The sequence below is a fragment of the Mobiluncus sp. genome, from assembly GCF_985070215.1.
Window position 1 is genome coordinate 1 of sequence record NZ_CFKZQR010000013.1, and the last position, 18,244, is coordinate 18,244.

At 55.2% G+C, this 18,244-nt stretch carries 17 protein-coding genes and 2 tRNA genes; 8 read left to right on the top strand and 11 right to left on the bottom strand.

Annotation, left to right across the window (positions count from 1 at the left end; genetic code table 11):
* Positions 1-139: 139 nt before the first annotated feature.
* The 5 genes from AC5LBQ_RS04135 to AC5LBQ_RS04155 form a co-directional block, all read right to left on the bottom strand.
* On the bottom strand, positions 140-1,579 hold the full coding sequence (locus AC5LBQ_RS04135) for an MFS transporter (RefSeq protein ID WP_493264714.1): 1,440 nt from the start codon (positions 1,577-1,579) through the stop codon (positions 140-142).
* 72 nt (positions 1,580-1,651) lie between these two features.
* Complete coding sequence (locus AC5LBQ_RS04140; protein ID WP_493264715.1) at positions 1,652-2,788, bottom strand: esterase/lipase family protein; 1,137 nt, start codon at positions 2,786-2,788, stop codon at positions 1,652-1,654.
* Between the two features lie 152 nt (positions 2,789-2,940).
* The gene (locus AC5LBQ_RS04145) at positions 2,941-3,753 is read right to left on the bottom strand and encodes a hypothetical protein (protein ID WP_493264716.1); all 813 of its coding nucleotides are present in this window, start codon (positions 3,751-3,753) and stop codon (positions 2,941-2,943) included.
* A 160-nt stretch (positions 3,754-3,913) separates the two neighbouring features.
* Positions 3,914-4,519 (bottom strand): LytR C-terminal domain-containing protein, encoded by a 606-nt coding sequence (locus AC5LBQ_RS04150; protein WP_295026290.1) that lies wholly within the window; start codon positions 4,517-4,519, stop codon positions 3,914-3,916.
* Positions 4,506-5,930, bottom strand: coding sequence for a uracil-xanthine permease family protein (locus AC5LBQ_RS04155; protein ID WP_493264717.1), 1,425 nt, complete (start codon positions 5,928-5,930; stop codon positions 4,506-4,508). Before AC5LBQ_RS04155 ends, AC5LBQ_RS04150 begins: the two co-directional genes overlap by 14 nt.
* Before the next feature lie 95 nt (positions 5,931-6,025).
* Here AC5LBQ_RS04155 and AC5LBQ_RS04160 point away from each other — a divergent pair, with 95 nt between their 5' ends.
* Positions 6,026-6,382 (top strand): hypothetical protein, encoded by a 357-nt coding sequence (locus AC5LBQ_RS04160; protein WP_493264718.1) that lies wholly within the window; start codon positions 6,026-6,028, stop codon positions 6,380-6,382.
* A gap of 61 nt (positions 6,383-6,443) precedes the next feature.
* Here the strand turns inward: AC5LBQ_RS04160 and AC5LBQ_RS04165 are convergent, their stop codons facing one another.
* The gene (locus AC5LBQ_RS04165) at positions 6,444-7,913 is read right to left on the bottom strand and encodes a hypothetical protein (protein ID WP_493264719.1); all 1,470 of its coding nucleotides are present in this window, start codon (positions 7,911-7,913) and stop codon (positions 6,444-6,446) included.
* 333 nt (positions 7,914-8,246) lie between these two features.
* On the opposite strand from AC5LBQ_RS04165, the gene AC5LBQ_RS04170 reads away from it, so the two are divergent.
* Together AC5LBQ_RS04170 and AC5LBQ_RS04175 are read left to right on the top strand one after the other, a co-directional pair.
* Positions 8,247-8,330 (top strand) — tRNA-Leu (locus AC5LBQ_RS04170).
* Between the two features lie 126 nt (positions 8,331-8,456).
* A complete protein-coding gene (locus AC5LBQ_RS04175; RefSeq protein WP_295026297.1) occupies positions 8,457-9,287 on the top strand; it encodes a MetQ/NlpA family ABC transporter substrate-binding protein in 831 nt (276 codons plus the stop codon).
* A 69-nt stretch (positions 9,288-9,356) separates the two neighbouring features.
* Here the strand turns inward: AC5LBQ_RS04175 and upp are convergent, their stop codons facing one another.
* Positions 9,357-9,992 carry a uracil phosphoribosyltransferase gene (upp, locus tag AC5LBQ_RS04180; protein ID WP_282922350.1) on the bottom strand — a complete coding sequence of 212 codons (636 nt, stop codon included), beginning with the start codon at positions 9,990-9,992 and terminating at the stop codon, positions 9,357-9,359.
* A gap of 67 nt (positions 9,993-10,059) precedes the next feature.
* Between upp and AC5LBQ_RS04185 the strand changes: the two genes are divergently transcribed.
* Entirely contained in the window at positions 10,060-10,602 is a 543-nt protein-coding gene (locus tag AC5LBQ_RS04185; protein ID WP_491680564.1) for a nucleoside deaminase, read from the top strand.
* An 18-nt stretch (positions 10,603-10,620) separates the two neighbouring features.
* Here the strand turns inward: AC5LBQ_RS04185 and AC5LBQ_RS04190 are convergent, their stop codons facing one another.
* Positions 10,621-12,096, bottom strand: coding sequence for a four-carbon acid sugar kinase family protein (locus AC5LBQ_RS04190; RefSeq protein WP_493264720.1), 1,476 nt, complete (start codon positions 12,094-12,096; stop codon positions 10,621-10,623).
* 17 nt (positions 12,097-12,113) lie between these two features.
* A tRNA-Ser gene (locus AC5LBQ_RS04195) sits at positions 12,114-12,198 on the bottom strand.
* Between the two features lie 304 nt (positions 12,199-12,502).
* On the opposite strand from AC5LBQ_RS04195, the gene mtnN reads away from it, so the two are divergent.
* The gene (gene mtnN, locus AC5LBQ_RS04200) at positions 12,503-13,267 is read left to right on the top strand and encodes a 5'-methylthioadenosine/S-adenosylhomocysteine nucleosidase (RefSeq protein ID WP_493264721.1); all 765 of its coding nucleotides are present in this window, start codon (positions 12,503-12,505) and stop codon (positions 13,265-13,267) included.
* A gap of 33 nt (positions 13,268-13,300) precedes the next feature.
* Here mtnN and AC5LBQ_RS04205 read toward each other — a convergent pair whose 3' ends face one another.
* Positions 13,301-13,768, bottom strand: coding sequence for an S-ribosylhomocysteine lyase (locus AC5LBQ_RS04205; protein ID WP_493264729.1), 468 nt, complete (start codon positions 13,766-13,768; stop codon positions 13,301-13,303).
* 367 nt (positions 13,769-14,135) lie between these two features.
* On the opposite strand from AC5LBQ_RS04205, the gene nrdH reads away from it, so the two are divergent.
* From nrdH to nrdE, 3 genes are all read left to right on the top strand, one after another.
* Entirely contained in the window at positions 14,136-14,384 is a 249-nt protein-coding gene (gene nrdH / locus AC5LBQ_RS04210) for a glutaredoxin-like protein NrdH (RefSeq protein WP_297589492.1), read from the top strand.
* A gap of 134 nt (positions 14,385-14,518) precedes the next feature.
* Complete coding sequence (gene nrdI, locus AC5LBQ_RS04215) at positions 14,519-14,965, top strand: class Ib ribonucleoside-diphosphate reductase assembly flavoprotein NrdI (RefSeq protein ID WP_297589495.1); 447 nt, start codon at positions 14,519-14,521, stop codon at positions 14,963-14,965.
* Positions 14,962-17,106 carry a class 1b ribonucleoside-diphosphate reductase subunit alpha gene (nrdE, locus tag AC5LBQ_RS04220; RefSeq protein WP_493264722.1) on the top strand — a complete coding sequence of 715 codons (2,145 nt, stop codon included), beginning with the start codon at positions 14,962-14,964 and terminating at the stop codon, positions 17,104-17,106. The genes nrdI and nrdE overlap by 4 nt, the downstream gene beginning before the upstream one ends.
* A 94-nt stretch (positions 17,107-17,200) precedes the next feature.
* Here nrdE and AC5LBQ_RS04225 read toward each other — a convergent pair whose 3' ends face one another.
* Positions 17,201-18,106, bottom strand: a complete 906-nt coding sequence (locus AC5LBQ_RS04225) for a hypothetical protein (RefSeq protein ID WP_282922358.1) — start codon at positions 18,104-18,106, stop codon at positions 17,201-17,203.
* Between the last annotated feature and the right edge of the window lie 138 nt (positions 18,107-18,244).

Sequence of the window (18,244 nt, forward strand, 5' to 3'; positions counted from 1 at the left end):
CCGGCCCCAGGCACGGAACCGGTCGTCTTGATTCCGGGTACCAGCAATGATGCCTTTGGAGCCTGGTCCTACATGTCTCCACGCTTGAAGCAGGCCGGGTACTGCGTATTTACGTTTAACTACAACCAACTTTAGCGTCTCACTTGCGTGATGGAAACTCGAAAATCCTGGTACCGACCCAGAATTGGACAAACATCATCAACACCATCAAACCAATCGTGGCAGCGAATGCCCAGGGCCCCAGAAAGAGGGTCATGGCGTAGGTAATTCCGCCGTAAGCCACCAGTGCAGCAGCCGCGAGGGTGTCGGCTACGTTCAGAGCTGCGGAGACTTCGCCGTGGCGTTGGGGCGGGGTCAGGGAGAGGGCGTGGACGGTGGCCAGCGGGAAGATGAGGCCTTGACCCGAACCGGCGATGGCCCATCCCACCAGCACAAACCAGGGGCTGAAACCGGGCACAACTGCCAGGAGTACCACCAGGGTGCCCGTAATCTGGATGATGGGACCGATGATAATCAGCCAACGGCGGTGCGCTGGATTCACAATCCGGCCCTGAATCCACGAGCTGAAGGCCCAGGTCATGGACGAAACCGTCATGGACAGGCCGGCCATGGTGGGACCCCAACCGTGAATTTCTTTCAGCAGCAGGGGTAGGTAAAGGTCTACGGTGACAAAAGTGCCGTTCAACAGTCCGCGCATCGCCACGGTGGAGGGGACGCCGCGCACCGCCCGGAAAGTGCCGGGAGGAAGGATAGGACGGGCCGCAAAGAACAGCGCCAAGGTCAGGACTAAGGCAGCAATAATGAGTACCGGAGAGACAGTTTCACGTTCCACCCCGGAGATGACTTGCAGGGCGCCAATTAGGATGCCGCTAAAGATGGAACCCCAAAGCAGTCGGGGCGAGGGACGGAACGGCACCGGGTCATGCAGCGGAGGAAATTGGCGAAATTTGGGCCACACTACCGGAAAAAACACCAGAAATAGGATTGGGCAAATTCCGAAAACGAAACGCCAATGCACATAGTCCACCAGGAATCCCGCCACCAGCGGGCCGACCAGGGAAGGCACCACCCAGGCGATAGCAAAGACCGCAAAAAAAGCCGGCTGCTTGTGCGGTAAGACGTAGGCGCCCACCATCACGTAGAGGGGCACAATCAGCAAACCGCCGCCCAGGCCCTGAATCGCGCGTCCCACCACGACAAACCAAATGTTCGGGGCGAAACTCGCCACCAGCAGTCCCCCGGTGAAGGCCACTATACCCGTGTAAATTACCGGTTTCGGGCCTTTAGTATCAACCCAAGCCCCGGCTAGGGCGGTGGTGATCAACTGGGTGGACATGGAGATTCCGGCTGCCAGCGCAAACAGATTTTTGCCGTCCAGACGGTCCACGATGAAGGGCATGGCTGTGTTTACCGCGATTGCTTCAAAAGCAACCAGGGTAATCATCCCGGTAGCGATGACTTTAAACCAGGCCGCTAGGTAACCGCTGAGATAGTTATTTCCCTCGTTCTCAGCTGACTTCTGGTTGTGTCCCGATGCTTCCACGCCGTCCACGGATTTACTCACTCCCTCATCACTCAAAAAATCTCCCTGTCGGAACCCTAGGTTAAGGCTCCGACAGGGAGTTGGCAAAAATTATTCGGTCTCCCCAGATTACAAATCAGAGGCCTTCAAGTAAGGCTGGGAGCGTTGGCACTGCACCGGAATCTGCCAGGATAAACGATCCTCTTGTAGTTCTTGCAGCACAAGCTGCAGCGCCACATCACTATAGGTCATGTTTTGGTGTCGATGCGTATCTGCCGGGCACACGTCTTGGAGCACCACGTTATTGACGTTGCTGCCTTCCAGGAATTCGCTGGTGTAGGGGGTAACAACCGTGTCCAACTTGGTGGTAATCACGGTGTAGTCGATGTTCGGGTAAACCTCAATACCGTCATTGAGCTGGTTAAAGAACTCCGAACCGACCAGCTGCTGCATTAAACCTGTCTGGTTAGAGCTGTGGAACACTTTGTCGTCAAGGGTCGGAATTTCCTGACGCAGCCAGTTAACTAGGTTCAGCATTCCTCCCAAGGTCGTACCGTGGTTGTTCGGGGTCAGGCCAATGAGCTGGTCAACTTTCTGGTCTCCGCCGTACCACTTGATGTACGCCCGCGGCAGCGCTCCACCGCCCTGGGAATGCCCCACCAAGTCAACCTTCGTGGCACCGGTAGCCGCCAAGACCCGATCCACAAAACCGGCCATAAACGCGGCGCTTTGCTTGATATCTCCGCTGAAGGCTTTTGAGTCGTTGATGATGGTTTCGCCCTTAGAGTTCTTTGAGGTCGCAGGGTTGTAGTTAAACGTAAATACGCAGTACCCGGCCTGCTTCAAGCGTGGAGACATGTAGGACCAGGCTCCAAAGGCATCATTGCTGGTACCCGGAATCAAGACGACCGGTTCCGTGCCTGGGGCCGGTCGGCAGTTGAAATCATTAGCACCTAAAGGCGTCATCCCCGGATGCAAAGCGGCTTGGCCCAAACCCACCATCGCCGTGTGGTAATCAGGGCCGTATCCATTGGCGGGAATTCCTCCCGGGGAACTTGGGGCTTCAATGCCACCAATATTGTCAATAGTGGGATCCGCAGGAGCCGGAAGAGCCAGAGCCGCATTGGCGCTCAGACCCAACCCTAGAAATGCTGCCCCAGCTGCCGCCGCGATACGAGTTAGCTTCTTCAACTCAGTCTCCTTCTTGGTTTGGATTGTCACAAGTTTCCAGGAGCTGTTTTTCGTGCTGAGGCTGTTCTTCGCCACGCCTACTCCGTCAGTTCCTTGAATAAATCCTAAAAGGATTCTGAAAGAAAAACAATTGTTTGTCCCTGACAAACAAGGGACGTTTTTCCTAGTCAGGACCGCTTCAAAAGCGCGGCCGGGAGATTGTACACCGTCTCGCGCCGCTCACGCACTCACTTTCCGCCGTCGTGAGTGGGTTTCCAATGAGAACCGACCGTCCGGGTGTCCCCCGTGACAATGGTGAGGTCGTTACGAATGTTAGAACCTGTTAGCATACCGCGGGCAATCGGGATGAGTTTATGCGCCACCGCAATCCGCACCAGGGGCACAATTAGCTCTGCCGCGTGAAGGGGGACTCGTCCGATATACGTTTTCTTGTCGAGATAGGCGCCCAAGCCGCCGTCGTCCTCCCGCATCCACAGAGCCACCGGCACCGTCTTGCCAGTAGAAATATACGGATGGAGCGGAGCAATGTGGTCATCGTAATCCTCCAAAGGGATTTCTTCCCCAGGAGGCAAAATTGTAAAGGCTTTTCTCGGGAACATATTGACCGGACCCACCCCACCGACAGGAGGTAAGCTCAAGGTCACGCGGTTTGCCAACCTAGATTTGGTACGTTGCGCCCACAGGTGGCAAGGCACTACCAGGTTGAGTTCTTGGGCATCAAGACCATTGAGTTCCACCACATATTTGCCGGCGGTAGCGTGATCCAAATAGCCCACGAAGTGGCCTTGCACCCACACGCAGACCGCCGCGTAATCATCAGGATTGTTGCGGTCACGCACCAGGTAAGCCCAGTCATCTATTTCCGCGCCATGAATATCGTCCACGTTGTGTCCGGCAAACAGCGCCGCAAAATCATCTTGTAGCTCTAGCGAATCCTCAACGGTGGCAAACGTAGAAGGCGCTTCCCACCCGGCAAAACTTTTAAGGTAGGGGCGAACCGGACCGCTGGTATCGGGTCTACCCTTAGAAAACAACCCCACGCCGTTCCCCTTTCACGAGTTTTACCTGCACTCTTTACATTCTCAGGCGACAAAACTATTTTCAAGCATAGCCAAAATCGTTGACCGATAAGTCCGGTTGGTAGCTTTCCAACGGTTTTTTTGAGAATTCAACAGGGAAATCGCCAGCCTCGTGGTGCACTCAGTCAACTTCCTGACAGTTTTTCGGTGCCGGCGGATAGGGTCCCAAATCGCCGTCACTGAGGTTATCCATAGCGAGCGCACCCTGGAACTGTTCCCCCAACAGGACGTTAATCTCTGAGCCGCGATTCAAATCAATCCTGACGTCAGCTTCCGGCAGGGCACGCGCCAACGAAAATGCTTTCGCCACATTTTTCTTGCTGGTGTTAATGCGAGCTGCCCCGGCGTAGGAATCGGGCGAATTCCCTACCACGTTCACCTTGACGCCAAAACCTTTCAGTCGCTGTGCCGTTTGCGTGGCCAGACCGTTTTGGGAAGATCCGTTGAATATGTTTACCGTCACTCCCTGTAAGGAAACCGGCTTTCCCTTCGGAGCGCATGGCGGCACTTTCGCCTTTGCCTCCTCGGACAAAACAAAAGAATTACCGAAAGGCAGAGAAACCAAACCCATAGCAAAAGGCAGGGAAACCACCAAAACCGCAGCCATCGCTAGCACAATCCAGCCGAAAATCACGGTTTGGCGAGCCAGGGTGCGTCGTCTCCGTTTGGCGCGTATCTCCTGGGAATCACCCTGGCCGAGCAGGTCCTTTGCTTCAATTCTGGGCATCGTTTTGGCCTTGCGTGGCTCGGAGTTCTTGATCCGCGTGACGCTTAGCGTAGGCTTCGGAATGCAATTCCGTTCCGGCCGGGGCGGAAGCCGGGGAGGCCTGCTCCAGTTTGGTGCCACGAACGTTAGAAATCGCCCGCATGACGTGGTACATGATGATGGCGCCGAAGGAACCCATCGCGATACCCTCGAACTTCACGTCGCCGATGACCAAGGTGTAGTTCGCGATAGCCATCACCATCGCCACCGCGGCCGTATTCAGGTTCACCGGGTCAGCGAAATCCACCTGGTTCTGGACCCAGATACGCACTCCGAGCATCCCAATCATGCCGTACAGAATCGTCGCGGCTCCACCCAGAACCCCCGGCGGAATGGTGGCGATAATCTCACCGAACTTGGGCAACAGGGACAGGGCCAGAGCCCCGATAGCGGCAATGATGTAAGCCACGGTGGAGTAAACCCGAGTCGCGGCCATCACGCCGATGTTTTCGGCATAGGTGGTTGTACCAGAACCGCCGCCGCTGCCGGCAATCATGGTGGACAAACCGTCCGCAATCAAAGCCCGACCCGTCAGGTCATCGAGATTCTGACCGGTCATGGCGGACACGGACTTTACGTGTCCCACGTTTTCGGCGATGAGAACCAACACTACCGGAAGGAACAAGCCCAACAGGGCGGGGCTAAACGCCGGAGCGTGGAAAGTCGGTAGGCCCACCCAGTCGGCTTTGCTGATAGCTTCAAAGTTCACTTCGTGGCGAATCACCGCGGTCGCATAGCCGATAAGCACCCCGATGAGAATCGATAAACGTCCGATGATGCCCTTGAACAGTACGGTAATCAGCAGGACGGACACGATGGTCACGGTGGCCGTCACGGGAGCCTGCTGGACGTTATTCCATGCCGAAGGAGCCAGGTTGAAACCAATGAGGGAAACGATAGCCCCCGTCACAATCGGTGGCATAATCCGGTCAATCCAGGCCGCACCAGCGAAGTGAACTAACACACCGACCAACAGCAGCAAGGCGCCGGCGGAAATCACCCCGCCTTGTGCCAGAGCCATCTTGTCAGAGTCGATGGGAGCTCCGCCCCCGGAAACGTAACCGGTGACCGCACCGATGGGCGCAATCAACGCAAAAGATGAACCCAAATACGAAGGCAAGCGTCCGGAAGTGATGAGAATAAACAGGATGGTGCCCACACCCGTAAAGAACAGGGTGGTTGCGGGAGAAAACCCGGTCAGCAACGGAACCAGGAAGGTCGCGCCGAACATAGCGACAATATGTTGAGCCCCGATACCGATGGTTCGCGGCCAAGTTAGACGCTCGTTGGGCTGTACTACCTCACCGGTAGTAATGTGCTTGCCGTCCCCATGCAATTTCCACTTGAAATTACCGGTTTTCGTTTCTGACATATTTCGTCCTTCCTTGCAGACTCCCGAATTTGTCCCTCCCATCCTAATACGGCCTCCGTTGCGCAAAAAAACGCCTGTTGCATTAGGCTAAACACGTGAGCGATGCCTATGTTTCGGATTTTCCCGGCCTGGAAAAGGTTGACCCGCGAGAGGTTTTTTCCCGACCCGGGTACACTGACTCCACACAAAAAATCCCCGGCATCGTCATTACGTTGTTCGTGATTACTCTGGTCAGTTTCGTGGTGCCGATGTTTTTTTCGATAGCTGCCATCGTCGTGGCAGTGCTGGCGGGCGGGATGCTGCGGGCGCGCGCTCTCTCTTGCGAACGCCAACCCGGAGACGGGCTGCTGCGAGCCACTTTCGGCCTGTCTTTCCTGTCTATAGGCTGGGGCACAGTGTGGTTCCTGGCTTGGGTAATCACCAAAGTGACTGTGACAGTCGTCCCGTTTTAGCCTCTGTTAGCTACAGCGTCCCGTTTTCGATGCAGGGGAATCCCTAATCCAAGTCGACTAGTTATTCATCGATAGGCTCATCGGGAATCTCAGAAGAGAGCAGACGGCGCACCTGGAACTTTTGAATCCAGGTGGTCCACAAAATCCCGCAAGTCGTAGTGACGACAAAAGCAATAATAGCCAGCCAGGGCTGTCCCACCATTGAGCGCGCCACAATAATGGCAGACAGTAAACCAATGGGCATAAAAGACCCCAACCAAATGACCTTGTACCCGGTCGGATCATAGAAACGTCCCGAACCGATACGGCTGGCAAAAGCGTAGGTGAAGAGCAGCACAATCGCCATCAACACGGTAAAGGCAATCAAGGAAAGGAAGGCGTTCAAAGCGGATACAGCCGCCCCGCACACGCCGCCGAACAAGGAAATGACCCAGCGAATCCATCGCGGAATCGCGACGATACGGGCCAGAACCTGACGGGCATGTTCGGGATCGCGAATGGACTCCATAATCAGGCTGATTTCGTAGCCGGTGTAATACGACGGGTGTTCGCGAGCAATGTAAGGAATTTCGTAGCGGGCATCCACCTCGGGTACTTCACCCACAGCCAAACCTACGGCTCGCATCTGCAGTCCGTCAGAATCTTCGATTTCTTTGGGACTCAGAATTGTCGCCGCAGCCATATTTGACACGGGCTGACCCAACAGTTCCTTTAGGGATAGGCCCGCATTCGGGTCTCCGGGAAGGGTGAAGCTCCCCCGTATACCTTCGGATTTGTTTTCCCCCCGGCTGGCATCACGCTTTTTGCGCCGAGAGGCACGACCGACCACGGCAGACTGGTCGGACCCCAAAGTCGGCATGTTAAAGGGCACCCGTGTGCGGATGTCTTGCAAATCAGGATGCTGTTCCTCCGTGAGTTGTGCCACCTGGCGAGGATCCATGGGCTGGGGTTCGTACCGGGCAGCAGGCGCTCCCATCGGGGGATATCCGGCGGGCTGCTGGGGTGGGGTTCCCGGCTGACGGGGGACACTCGGCTGGTTTTGCGCAGGGTATCCTGAATAATCTGGATACCCTGCAGGATTGGAAACAGGCATCTGACCGCCGGAGAAAGGCGGCTGAGTTATGTTGGGATTCCCATAGCCGTAATCAGCATATGCATTCGGATTCGGGGACTGGGTGTTTGGGTTGTACGCCGGCATTCCCATTGGTGCAGCTGGTGGCATTCCCATCACGCCGTCCATGCCGCTATATTCCCCACGCAGAGGTACCGACCCGTTGTTGTATGGCGCGGCTGCGTTGAGAGGCACCGCACCTCCCATCTCCCCATCTAAGGAAACTAAATTACCGTTGCGGGGCGCACCACCGTAGTTTTGGGGAGGAACAGCTTCCGGGTTCAAAGGAACCGCTGCCTGATTAAGTGGAACCGCTCCAGAGGGGGTACCGCCCAAGGAAACCAGGTTCGGGTTGGCATTTGCAGGTTTAGGCGCAGGTCTGCCCCCCTGACCGTTGCCGGGCACATTTACGCCAGTCATAAACCTGTAATCCTCCTCGAACATACATATACCTGGACACCATTGTACAAGGTTGAAACAGGTGGGGGCGCATGATTCTGTAAAGAAGAATTAAACTTTCCCCGTATTTTCAAACAAGCTCCCGCTTAGGGCTGCGAGCTGGCTCCTCAGCGAGCCAACCTACCTAGATAAATCGCAAGTGAGTTCAACTTTTCCTCACCAACTCCCCAAGAAATGATTGGCACCCTGCGTCCTCCTCACCGTGCCAACCACTCCCGACAAACCCTAAAATTTGCCGAACTGACATAGTTTAGGTATCTTTTTATGGCGTTGTTTTTGTGAACAACCGCACACGCGCGAGTGGCGGAATTGGTAGACGCGCACGGTTCAGGTCCGTGTCCCAGTGATGGGGTAGGGGTTCAACTCCCCTTTCGCGCACGTTTACGGGGTTTCCCGGCTTGGTACAGCACCCGGTTTCACGGTCTGTTCTGCCGGTTTTTTCTTATTTTCTCGAATCTTTACTATCCTTTCATTGTTAACATGAACTCGAGGGAAAGGGACATCATGAACAAATTTTTGACTCGTGCCGCCGCAGTTTTGGGCGCTGGTGCTCTGGCTATTTCTTTGACTGCTTGCGGCGGAGGCGGCACCGGTGACGCAAATGTTGTGACCGTTGGCGCTTCTCCCACCCCGCACGCCAAGATTCTGCAGTACCTGCAGGATTCCGGTGCCGCTGAAAAGGCTGGCATCACCATTAAAGTTCAGGAATTTTCTGATTACATCCAACCCAACGAGGCTTTGAAGTCTGGGGACATCGATGCCAACTATTACCAAACCGTACCCTATCTCGAGGAACAATCAGCCTCTCGCGGTTACAAATTCACTGCCGGCAAGGGTATTCACCTGGAGCCGATGGGCATTTATTCCAGTAAAATCAAGAGTCTCGATGAGCTCAAAGATGGCGCCAAGATTGCCATCATTAACGACCCGTCGAACCAGGCACGCCAACTCATACTGCTAGAGAACAATGATTTGCTGCAGTTGAAGGGCATGAAAGACATCTCGGTCGTAAACGTTAAGGCTAATCCAGACGCTAATCCGCACGGTTTCCAGTTCACCGAAGTTGATGGAGCCACAGAGCCATCCCTGCTGCCTGACGTGGATATTGCCGTTATCAACGGCAACTATGCTCAAGGTGGGGGCTTGAATCCGGCTGATGCTTTGTCTTTGGAAGACCCGGAAGGTAACCCTGCCGTGAACGTCTTGGTGTGGCGCGCCGATGAAAAGGACAAGCTCGAAGCCATTAAGAAGCTCGATGAGCTGCTGCATTCTGACGTGACCAAGAAATACATTGAGGACACCTGGCCGAATCAGTCGGTCATCCCGGCGTTCTGATTCGAGAGCTAAAACTATTGGCAGTCAAGGCAAAACCTTGACCGCCAATAGTTTTAATGAAATCGCTGTTCAGACCAGCCCGTAGAGACGATCTCCGGCATCACCCAAACCGGGCACAATGTAGGCATCCTCGTTCAGATGGTCATCCACCCCAGCCACGACAACCGTCACTTCCGCCCGGTCCCCCACAGCATCAGTCACGGCCTTAATCCCCTCAGGAGCAGCCAGAATACACGTACAGGTGACATCCCGAGCACCGCGTTCCAACACGTAGTTGATAGCCGCCACCAAGGTCCCGCCCGTCGCCAGCATCGGGTCAACGATAAAGCACTGACGCCCGGACAGGTCGCTGGGCAACCGGTTAGCGTAGGTTTCAATCGCGAGGGTCTGTTCGTCGCGTTTCATTCCCAAAAATCCGACTTCCGCGGTCGGCAACAAGCGAGTCATGCCTTCCAGCATCCCCAAACCGGCCCGCAAAATCGGAATCACGATAGGACGCGGGTCTGCCATAACCTGGCCTTGTGTCTTGGTGATAGGGGTTTCTACGTCAATCGTCTCTACCCGAACATTGCGGGTTGATTCATAGGCCAGCAAGGTCATCAACTCGTCCACGAGCTGGCGAAACATCGGCGACGGCGTGTTTTTGTCGCGCAACAGGGTCAATTTATGGTTAATCAGCGGATGATCCGCAACATATAAGTGCATGGTTTTAACTTACCGCGAAAGCACCCCGCCTCGCGTGAAGTTCACTCGGGTCGGTTAGAGTTACTCTATGGTTTCCTCCGGTATTCCCTCTGTTCCCAATCTTTCCGGCGATTCCTCCGAGAATTCACCAGGCGGGGGCGCGGCTTTCGGTTTGTCCCCGGCAGAAGTGCGGGCGTTGGATACCGCGTTTCATCTTGCTCAGCAGTCGGGACAGGGCGGAGACGTCCCGGTCGGCGCCGTCGTGTTAACCCCGGAGGGGATAGTGGCGGGATTGGGGCTGAACCAGCGCGAGTGTCCGCCTTACGATCCCAGCGCTCATGCGGAAATTGTGGCGCTACGGGAAGCTGCGGGCCGGCTGGAACGTTGGAATCTCAAGGGGTGTACCCTAGTGGTGACGCTGGAGCCTTGCACGATGTGTGCCGGAGCCATCGTGAACGCGCGGATTTCGCGGCTTATTTTTGGCGCTTGGGATGCGAAAGCCGGTGCCTGCGGGTCGGTACGCGATGTGGTGCGCGATAGCCGGCTTAACCATCAGGTAGAGGTCAAAGGCGGGGTAGATGAACCTCGCGTAAAAGCCCTGTTGAGAGAGTTCTTTGGGGAGCGCAGGTAGGCTACAGCACGACCCGGGTCAAACCGTGAGTTTCTCGACTACCTGTCGCAAGGAATTTTCGTCCCCCACGTTGCCCGGAAAAATCACGTAAGGAATACCCACCCCAGGACCGTCTGAGGCACTCCAAAGCGACACCAACCCCTCCAGCATGGGGCCGCGCACCCAGGCACGACGCATCTCCAGGCCTTTCGCCGCCACATCGGAGGATGTAATGCCCCCTTTCGCGACCACAAACCGCGGTTTGACCGTGGCGATAACTCCCTGCACGACGCGCACCACCGCCTGCGAAACCAGGCGGGCAATACGCAGCGAGTCTTCCCGATCCTGGCCTTTTACCAGGTTACGGGAGGTGTAAACCACCACTGAACCGCTCTCTAAAGCCTGACAGACTTCACTCACGACCTGCTGAATAAATGCGCCGGGCTGATCCTGGCTAATAACCGCTGCCACCTCGATTTCAACCTGCTTCAGGGGTATACATGACTCTAATCGAGCCAGTTGCCGGGTCGTCAGACCCACGTGGGAACCCACCACGATGAGACCGCCGGGAACGGAGGTCCTGTCGGAATCGGAATCGGGAATCCGCGTCGGAGCAATATCCGGGGTCTGTAGCGTACGGGGAATGTCTTGCCCCAGGCGAGCCCGCACGAAAGCAGGACCGGTGCGATAGATAAATCGTTTCCCCTGTGCTTCGGCCTGAATGACCGCTAGAGCTAAGAGCCGCAGGTCATCCTCGGTGAGGGCATCACAGATGAGCGGTTGGCGGTTTGAGGCGGACAATAGCTTATGCAGCGCCTCCTCCGCTTCCCGGTGACGCAAATCCTGCAAATCAATCCGGATAACCGCTTCGGCCCGGTATTGGCCCGCCGATTTTTCCTCGACCCACTGCGCCAAATCCGATTGTTTATACCCAAAGGTCGCGTCCTTAGCGAACTCTGATTGACCTACTGGAATGAAACCTTGACGCGGCGAGCCGGCATAGTGAACCCCACCGACAGTGATACGTCCAGCCTCAGGGAACGCCGGCACGATAATGACCCCGTCAACAGTTTGGCCACGCTTTTCTAACTCGGTGCCAATCGTATTGGGTTCCAGGGGGAAATGTCCGCGCAAGGTGGAATCAGACCGTGAAATAAACGCGACTTCCCGCCCCAGTGCTGCGCCCGCACGGGTTGCCGCGTCCACGATTTCCTGGTTGACCCGGCGGGCAGAATCCGGATCCAGAGAGCGAGTATTGGTCACCACGTAAACGGCTGGCGCGGCGGTGCCGAGAGCCCAGAGAAAATCCGTCTCTTCCCAGTTCATCAGCACCGGTAAGTCGCAGACTGATTGGGTGCCGGTAGGGTCATCGTCGAGTACCACAAAGAAGGGACCGGGATGGTTCGCCCGGGCTTGGCGCACCTGAGCCGCAGTTATGGCGAGAAGTGCCGGCCAGTCTTTCGTCAGCTCCTCCACGTTCACCGGGACTGCCGGCGTCTCGCTAGGTTTAGCCATAAAGCCTCCCAAATTTGCGGTAGAGGTGGGATTTGAACCCACGGTGGGTTGCCCCACACAGCATTTCGAGTGCTGCACCTTCGGCCGCTCGGACACTCTACCTAGTCGCGCTTTTCAGCACGAGCCATGATTTTACCATGAAGCTAAGGGGGAAATCTTCCGGCGGCCCCACGTGTACGCAGCGAGGGCATCGCCGTGGCCTTCTGCTGGGGTGTTTAATCTTCATTTTTGTTGCGAGCAATGCAGTTATCGGCACTGTTGGTCTTATTTCTATGCTTTAGCTATGCCACCAGGTTAAGCCTGGAAAAACCGAAACCAGCAGGACAGTCCAAATATGCTCTACAATTTTGTTTCGAGATTTCCTGGAAATGACCCATTCGCTACTCAGTCACACGAAAGGCTCGATATGTCAGTTGACCGCGACCTGAATCTTCCCCTGCCCCCGGCTCGCATTCCGGTTCTGGCCATCATTACCGCCGCGATGGAGGACGAAGCGGCGCCCCTGTGGGACCTGGCTAAGGGCGGAGGGAATCTGGTGCGTTTGGGTGCGAAAGGCAGCTTACAACTGCTCCAGATTGAGGACGCCACGATTGCCCTGTTGACTACCGGAATCGGGCTGGTCAACGCTGCCAGTTCGCTGGCTGCAGCCCTGACCTATGTTTCCCCACGTTACATTTTTAGCTGCGGTTCAGCTGGCGGTTTGGATGCGAATTCACAAGTCCGGGACGTAGTCGCGGCTTCGTCTTGCCTGTTTTCCACCGCCGATGCCCGCGAATTTGGTTACGCCCTGGGTCAGATTCCGGGAATGCCCGAACGTTATTTAGCTGACGGAGACCTGTTGGGTCGTTTTCAGGCTCTGCCCGAACAGCTAGCTGGGTCACGCACCCGCAGCGGGGAGTTTCTCTCTGCTGACCAATTCGTAGGCACCGAGACTGCTTTGCAGCTGAGGGAACGCTATCCCGAGGCGACCACGGTCGATATGGAGTCAGCGGCTTTGGCCCAGGTTGCTTACGGGGTCGAGGTCCCCTTCCTGGCAATCCGGGGTATCAGTGATTTGTGCGGGCCCGAAGCGGCGGCGGAAAACTACTCCCGAGCCGGGGACGTGGCTCGCCTGAGTTTCCTGGTGGCGCTGTGCCTGTTGGGACTGCGTGAACCTGAGGAAGTCAAGTAGTCTCAGTTTCCCGACACAGCCGGGGAATCCGCTTTAGTGGGAATAGATGCGACCCCACTCTTCTCTATGGTCCAGCATCTTTTGCGCCGCGGCTTGCGCTCCTGCCAAGCTGTGGCTCTGGCCCCAACCACATTGGACTTCATTCGCCGCCGGCACCTCAGTCATGTTAACCACGTCAACAAGGGTTGCTTCCAATACAGACATAAATTCTTCCGGCTGGAGGCCTAAGGTCATCGCATAAAAGCCTGTCTGGCATCCCATCGGCGAGAAATCTAGCAGTTTGTCCGTGTGGTCACGCATGTGTTCCGCCATGCTGTGCTCCAAAGAGTGCACCACCGGCATATCTAGATGCTCCACGTTGGGCTGGCAAAACCGCACATCGTACTTAATGAACTCATCCCCACCAGGCAAGGTTTCTTGGTGTGCCACCCGCACGAATGGAGCCTTGACTTTGGTGTGATCAAGCTGAAAAGATTCCACGTTAGTTTTCTCGATTTCCATAGTCAAAATTCTATAGCTTCCCCAAAATTCTGGCGACACGCCGAAGCTGTCATTTTTCTAAAAATTACTTTTTGCACAAACTGTGGATAACTACACCCATGTAACTTAGCCCTATTACGTGGGCTGACACAGCTATACACAACCTCGTCCACAGCTGAAATCGGACTTGTCCACAGGTGGCGGGGAGAAAAAACCGACCACTATATGTAGTGGTGGTAGACACACCTGCCCACAAGGTGTAGTGTTTTGAACTCGACAGGACTTTTCAGTGCTGGTAGAATAACAACGTTGTAGTTTTCGCTTCGCGGTCCACGAAATTGCCGCAGGAAAACCACACACTGGGAGATATTGCGGAGGAAGCCTAGAGATGAGTATCACTCTTTACACGAAACCTAACTGTGTTCAGTGCAACGCAACGAAGCGCGCTCTGGACAAACAGGGTCTGGACTACGAAACCGTCGACCTGACCGAGGACGTGAACGCTCTCGATCACATCAAGAGCCTGGGATTCCAACAGGCTCCCGTCGTTTTTGCCGGCGATGATTCCTGGTCCGGGTTCCGTCCCGATAAAATCAAGGCTCTCGCCATCGCGGCACTCACCGCTGCCGCTATTTAACCGCGACATCCCGGTTCGCCCACTGCGCGCCACCGGCTCGGAGTTGAGTGCGTGCCACGCCGCCGCGCCCCGTTAGTGCGACCGGAAAACCTTGTGAATCAGCTAGAAAAACCGCATTGAAGTAAGGCAAAACCGTGGGGTTATTGGTTTATTTTTCCTCCGCAACTGAGAACACCAAACGATTCGTGGAACGTGTCGGTGTTCCGGCGTTGCGTATCCCGTTGCACCCCGGTTCTGAACCTTTGTTGGTCGATGAGGAATATGTGCTCATGGTGCCCTCATACGGCGGCGGGGACACCAGTAAGGCAGTCCCCAAACAAGTCATCAAGTTTTTGAACATCGAACACAACCGCAACTTATGCCGCGGCGTAATTTCCAGCGGAAATATCAATTTCGGCGAGGCCTATTGCATCGCCGGCAAAGTACTTTCTCGCAAACTCAAGGTTCCCTTCCTGTACAAATTTGAACTATTGGGAACCCCGGAAGATGTAACTGCAGTCAGAAAAGGATTGGAAGAATTTTGGGCGAACCTACACTCTCAACAAGCGGAATCGGACTCCCCGGCGTCTCCGGAGTCATGACTGACACACTCGAAGACGAATTCCTCGACCCCGAACACGATTACCACTCGCTAAACGCGAAACTGAACCTCTACGGTGAGGATGGGAAAATCCAGTTCGATGCGGACCAGGAAGCTGCTCGCCAGTACTTCTTACAGCATGTGAACAAGAACACGGTGTTCTTCCACGATTTGAAAGAGAAGCTCGACTACCTAGTCGAGGAAGGCTACTACGAGGCGGAAACTCTCAAACAGTACAGTTTTGAGTTCATCAAGTCCCTGTACGAAAAGGCCTACAGTCACAAGTTCCGTTTCCCGACTTTCCTGGGGGCGTTCAAGTACTACACTTCCTACACGCTAAAGACGTTTGACGGCAAGCGTTACCTGGAACGTTTCGAAGATCGCGTATGCATGGTGGCGTTGTACCTGGCACGCGGCGATGAACAGTTGGCCGTGGACATCATGGAAGAAATCATTACGGGACGCTACCAGCCCGCCACCCCCACTTTCCTCAACGCCGGAAAGAAAGCTCGTGGAGAGATGGTTTCGTGCTTCCTGGTGCGCCTGGAGGACAATATGGAGTCCATCGCCCGGGGCATCAACTCCGCCCTGCAGCTGTCCAAGCGCGGGGGCGGCGTCGCTTTGCTGCTGACGAATCTGCGCGAGGCGGGCGCTCCGATTAAAAAGATTCAAAACCAGTCTTCCGGGGTGGTTCCGGTGATGAAGCTGCTGGAAGATTCTTTTTCGTACGCAAACCAGCTGGGGGCTCGCCAGGGCGCGGGAGCGGTCTACATCAGCGCGTTCCACCCTGACATCATGTCTTTCTTGGACACCAAGCGTGAGAACGCAGACGAAAAGATTCGCATCAAGACCCTGTCCCTGGGGGTCATGGTTCCCGACATCACTTTCGAGCTGGCACGCAACAAAGAACCGATGTACCTGTTTAGTCCCTACGATGTCGAACAGGTTTACGGGGTGCCTTTCAGCGATATTTCCGTCACGGAAAAGTACCGGGAGATGGTTGACAACCCTAACATCCGCAAGAAAAAGATTGACGCCCGCAAGTTTTTCCAAACCTTGGCGGAAATCCAATTCGAGTCCGGCTATCCCTACATCGTTTTCGAGGACACCGTGAACCGGGCAAACCCGATTGACGGACGCATCATCATGTCAAACCTGTGCTCCGAGATTCTCCAGGTATCCGAGCCCTCCGTATTGAATGAGGACCTGTCGTACGCGAAAGTTGGCAAAGATATTTCTTGCAACCTCGGTTCCATGAACATCGCCAAAACCTTGGAATCCCCCGATTTTGCGAAATCCATCAACGTGGCGATTCGCGCTTTGACTGCGGTGTCGGATTTGACGAACGTAGAGTGCGTGCCGACTATCCAGCGCGGCAACTCGATGTCTCACGCCATCGGTTTGGGAGCGATGAACTTGCACGGCTGTTTGGCGAAAAACCGGATTTTCTACGGTTCGGACGAAGGTCTGGACTTTACGAATATGTACTTTTACGCCACGGCGTTCTATGCCCTCAAGGCGTCTCACGCTTTGGCAGTAGAGCGCGGCGTGACTTTTGAGGGTTTCGAACGTTCCCAGTACGCCAGTGGAGAATACTTTGAAAAGTATCTTCACGGGGACTGGACCCCAAAGACCGCCAAGGTTCGCGAACTGTTCGAGAAATCCTCGATCCACCTGCCAACCCCGGAAGATTGGCGGGCCCTAGCCGCGGACATCAAGCGCGACGGTATGTACAACCAAAACTTGCAGGCCATTCCGCCCACCGGATCGATTTCTTACATCAATAACTCGACCTCGTCGATTCACCCCATCGCCTCCAAGATTGAAATCCGCAAGGAGGGCAAGATTGGCCGGGTGTACTATCCGGCTCCCTACATGACCAACGACAACCTGGACTACTATCAGGATGCTTACGAAATCGGGTATGAAAAGATTATCGACACCTACGCTGAGGCCACGAAGCACGTGGATCAGGGGCTGAGCCTGACTCTGTTCTTCCCGGACACGATTACGACTCGTGACGTGAATAAAGCCCAGATTTACGCCTGGCGCAAAGGCATCAAGTCGCTGTACTACATCCGTCTGCGCCAAGCTGCCCTGGAAGGCACCGAAGTGCAAGGCTGCGTCAGCTGTATGCTCTAAGTCTTTCTGACTGCTTATATACGGGAAATCCCCGGTTGAATCGTGAACCGCGTCAACCGGGGATTTCCTTTCTAAGAACGATGAACCGGATGTCTTACTTGGGTTGGAGGGCTTCCGAGACCAGGTATTGCAGCAGCACCATCGGAGTGTGCGCCCGCGGGTCGACCTCCCCGCGAGAGTTCAAACAACCTGCTGAAAACAGAAAGTTATTAAACACCTCCACAGCTTCACCTACCGCCTCTGGGGTGGCATCTTGTCCCATCTCGTGCAGCAGGTCGACCGCCACCGTCCGCGGGTCATCTGACTCTGCCCAGTCGCAATAGGCGAAAGCCTGGGCGAGTGCCCCAATAATGAGACGCAGGAAAAACTCATCTTCATCGCTATCACTCAAGGCGAAAGCCACCATCGGCAAGATAGGCTGCGGCGAACGCAGCTGACGAATCCCCATCAGCGAAAGCATGACTTGGGGACCAGCTAAGTTAATGAGCTTCGATTTCACCGCCATGAGGAAATAGGCTTGCAAGGAATTGGACAGGGAGATCACAAAGTCATCGGGAAGGTGATTCACGTCCATTGTGGAATCCGGATGGACGGCTTTGATCTGTACCAGATTGTCGTCGCCGTACTGGACAGAGCACGAGGAAACCGCGGAAGGAATATACTGCCCAGCTGCCAAATCGCTACCATCAGAGCAGTCCGCAAGGGGGGTGTGGCTCGGCAGCACAAAGTCCAATAAGTCCGGACCGGGATGCTGCATCAAATCCATGAAGTCCTGCATGTCCAAACCCGCGCAACCATCCCGCAGCTGGGACAAAATCCAAGCTAGCGGTCGGTTTAATGCCCGTTCCGCGACCTCCACCATCGCGGGAGTAATCGGCTGGTTAGACAGCTCAAGCAGATATAAACCCAGCTTGGATCCGGGTTGCAGATGTAGCAACTGGTCTCCCAGCTGCGAAACCGGCAGCTGGGTTGCCAAGCGAATCAAGTCCGAGTCGTCCACTGTTTCTTGCCTTCGAACACTTTTTAGTCTGTTTGTGCATCCTCATCGTTGAGTTAGTTCATTTCTGTTCCTACCCTATCCGCACCGCGGTTTTTTTGTATCCCAAATTGAAACCTGGGTCTCACGGGATAGACTGGG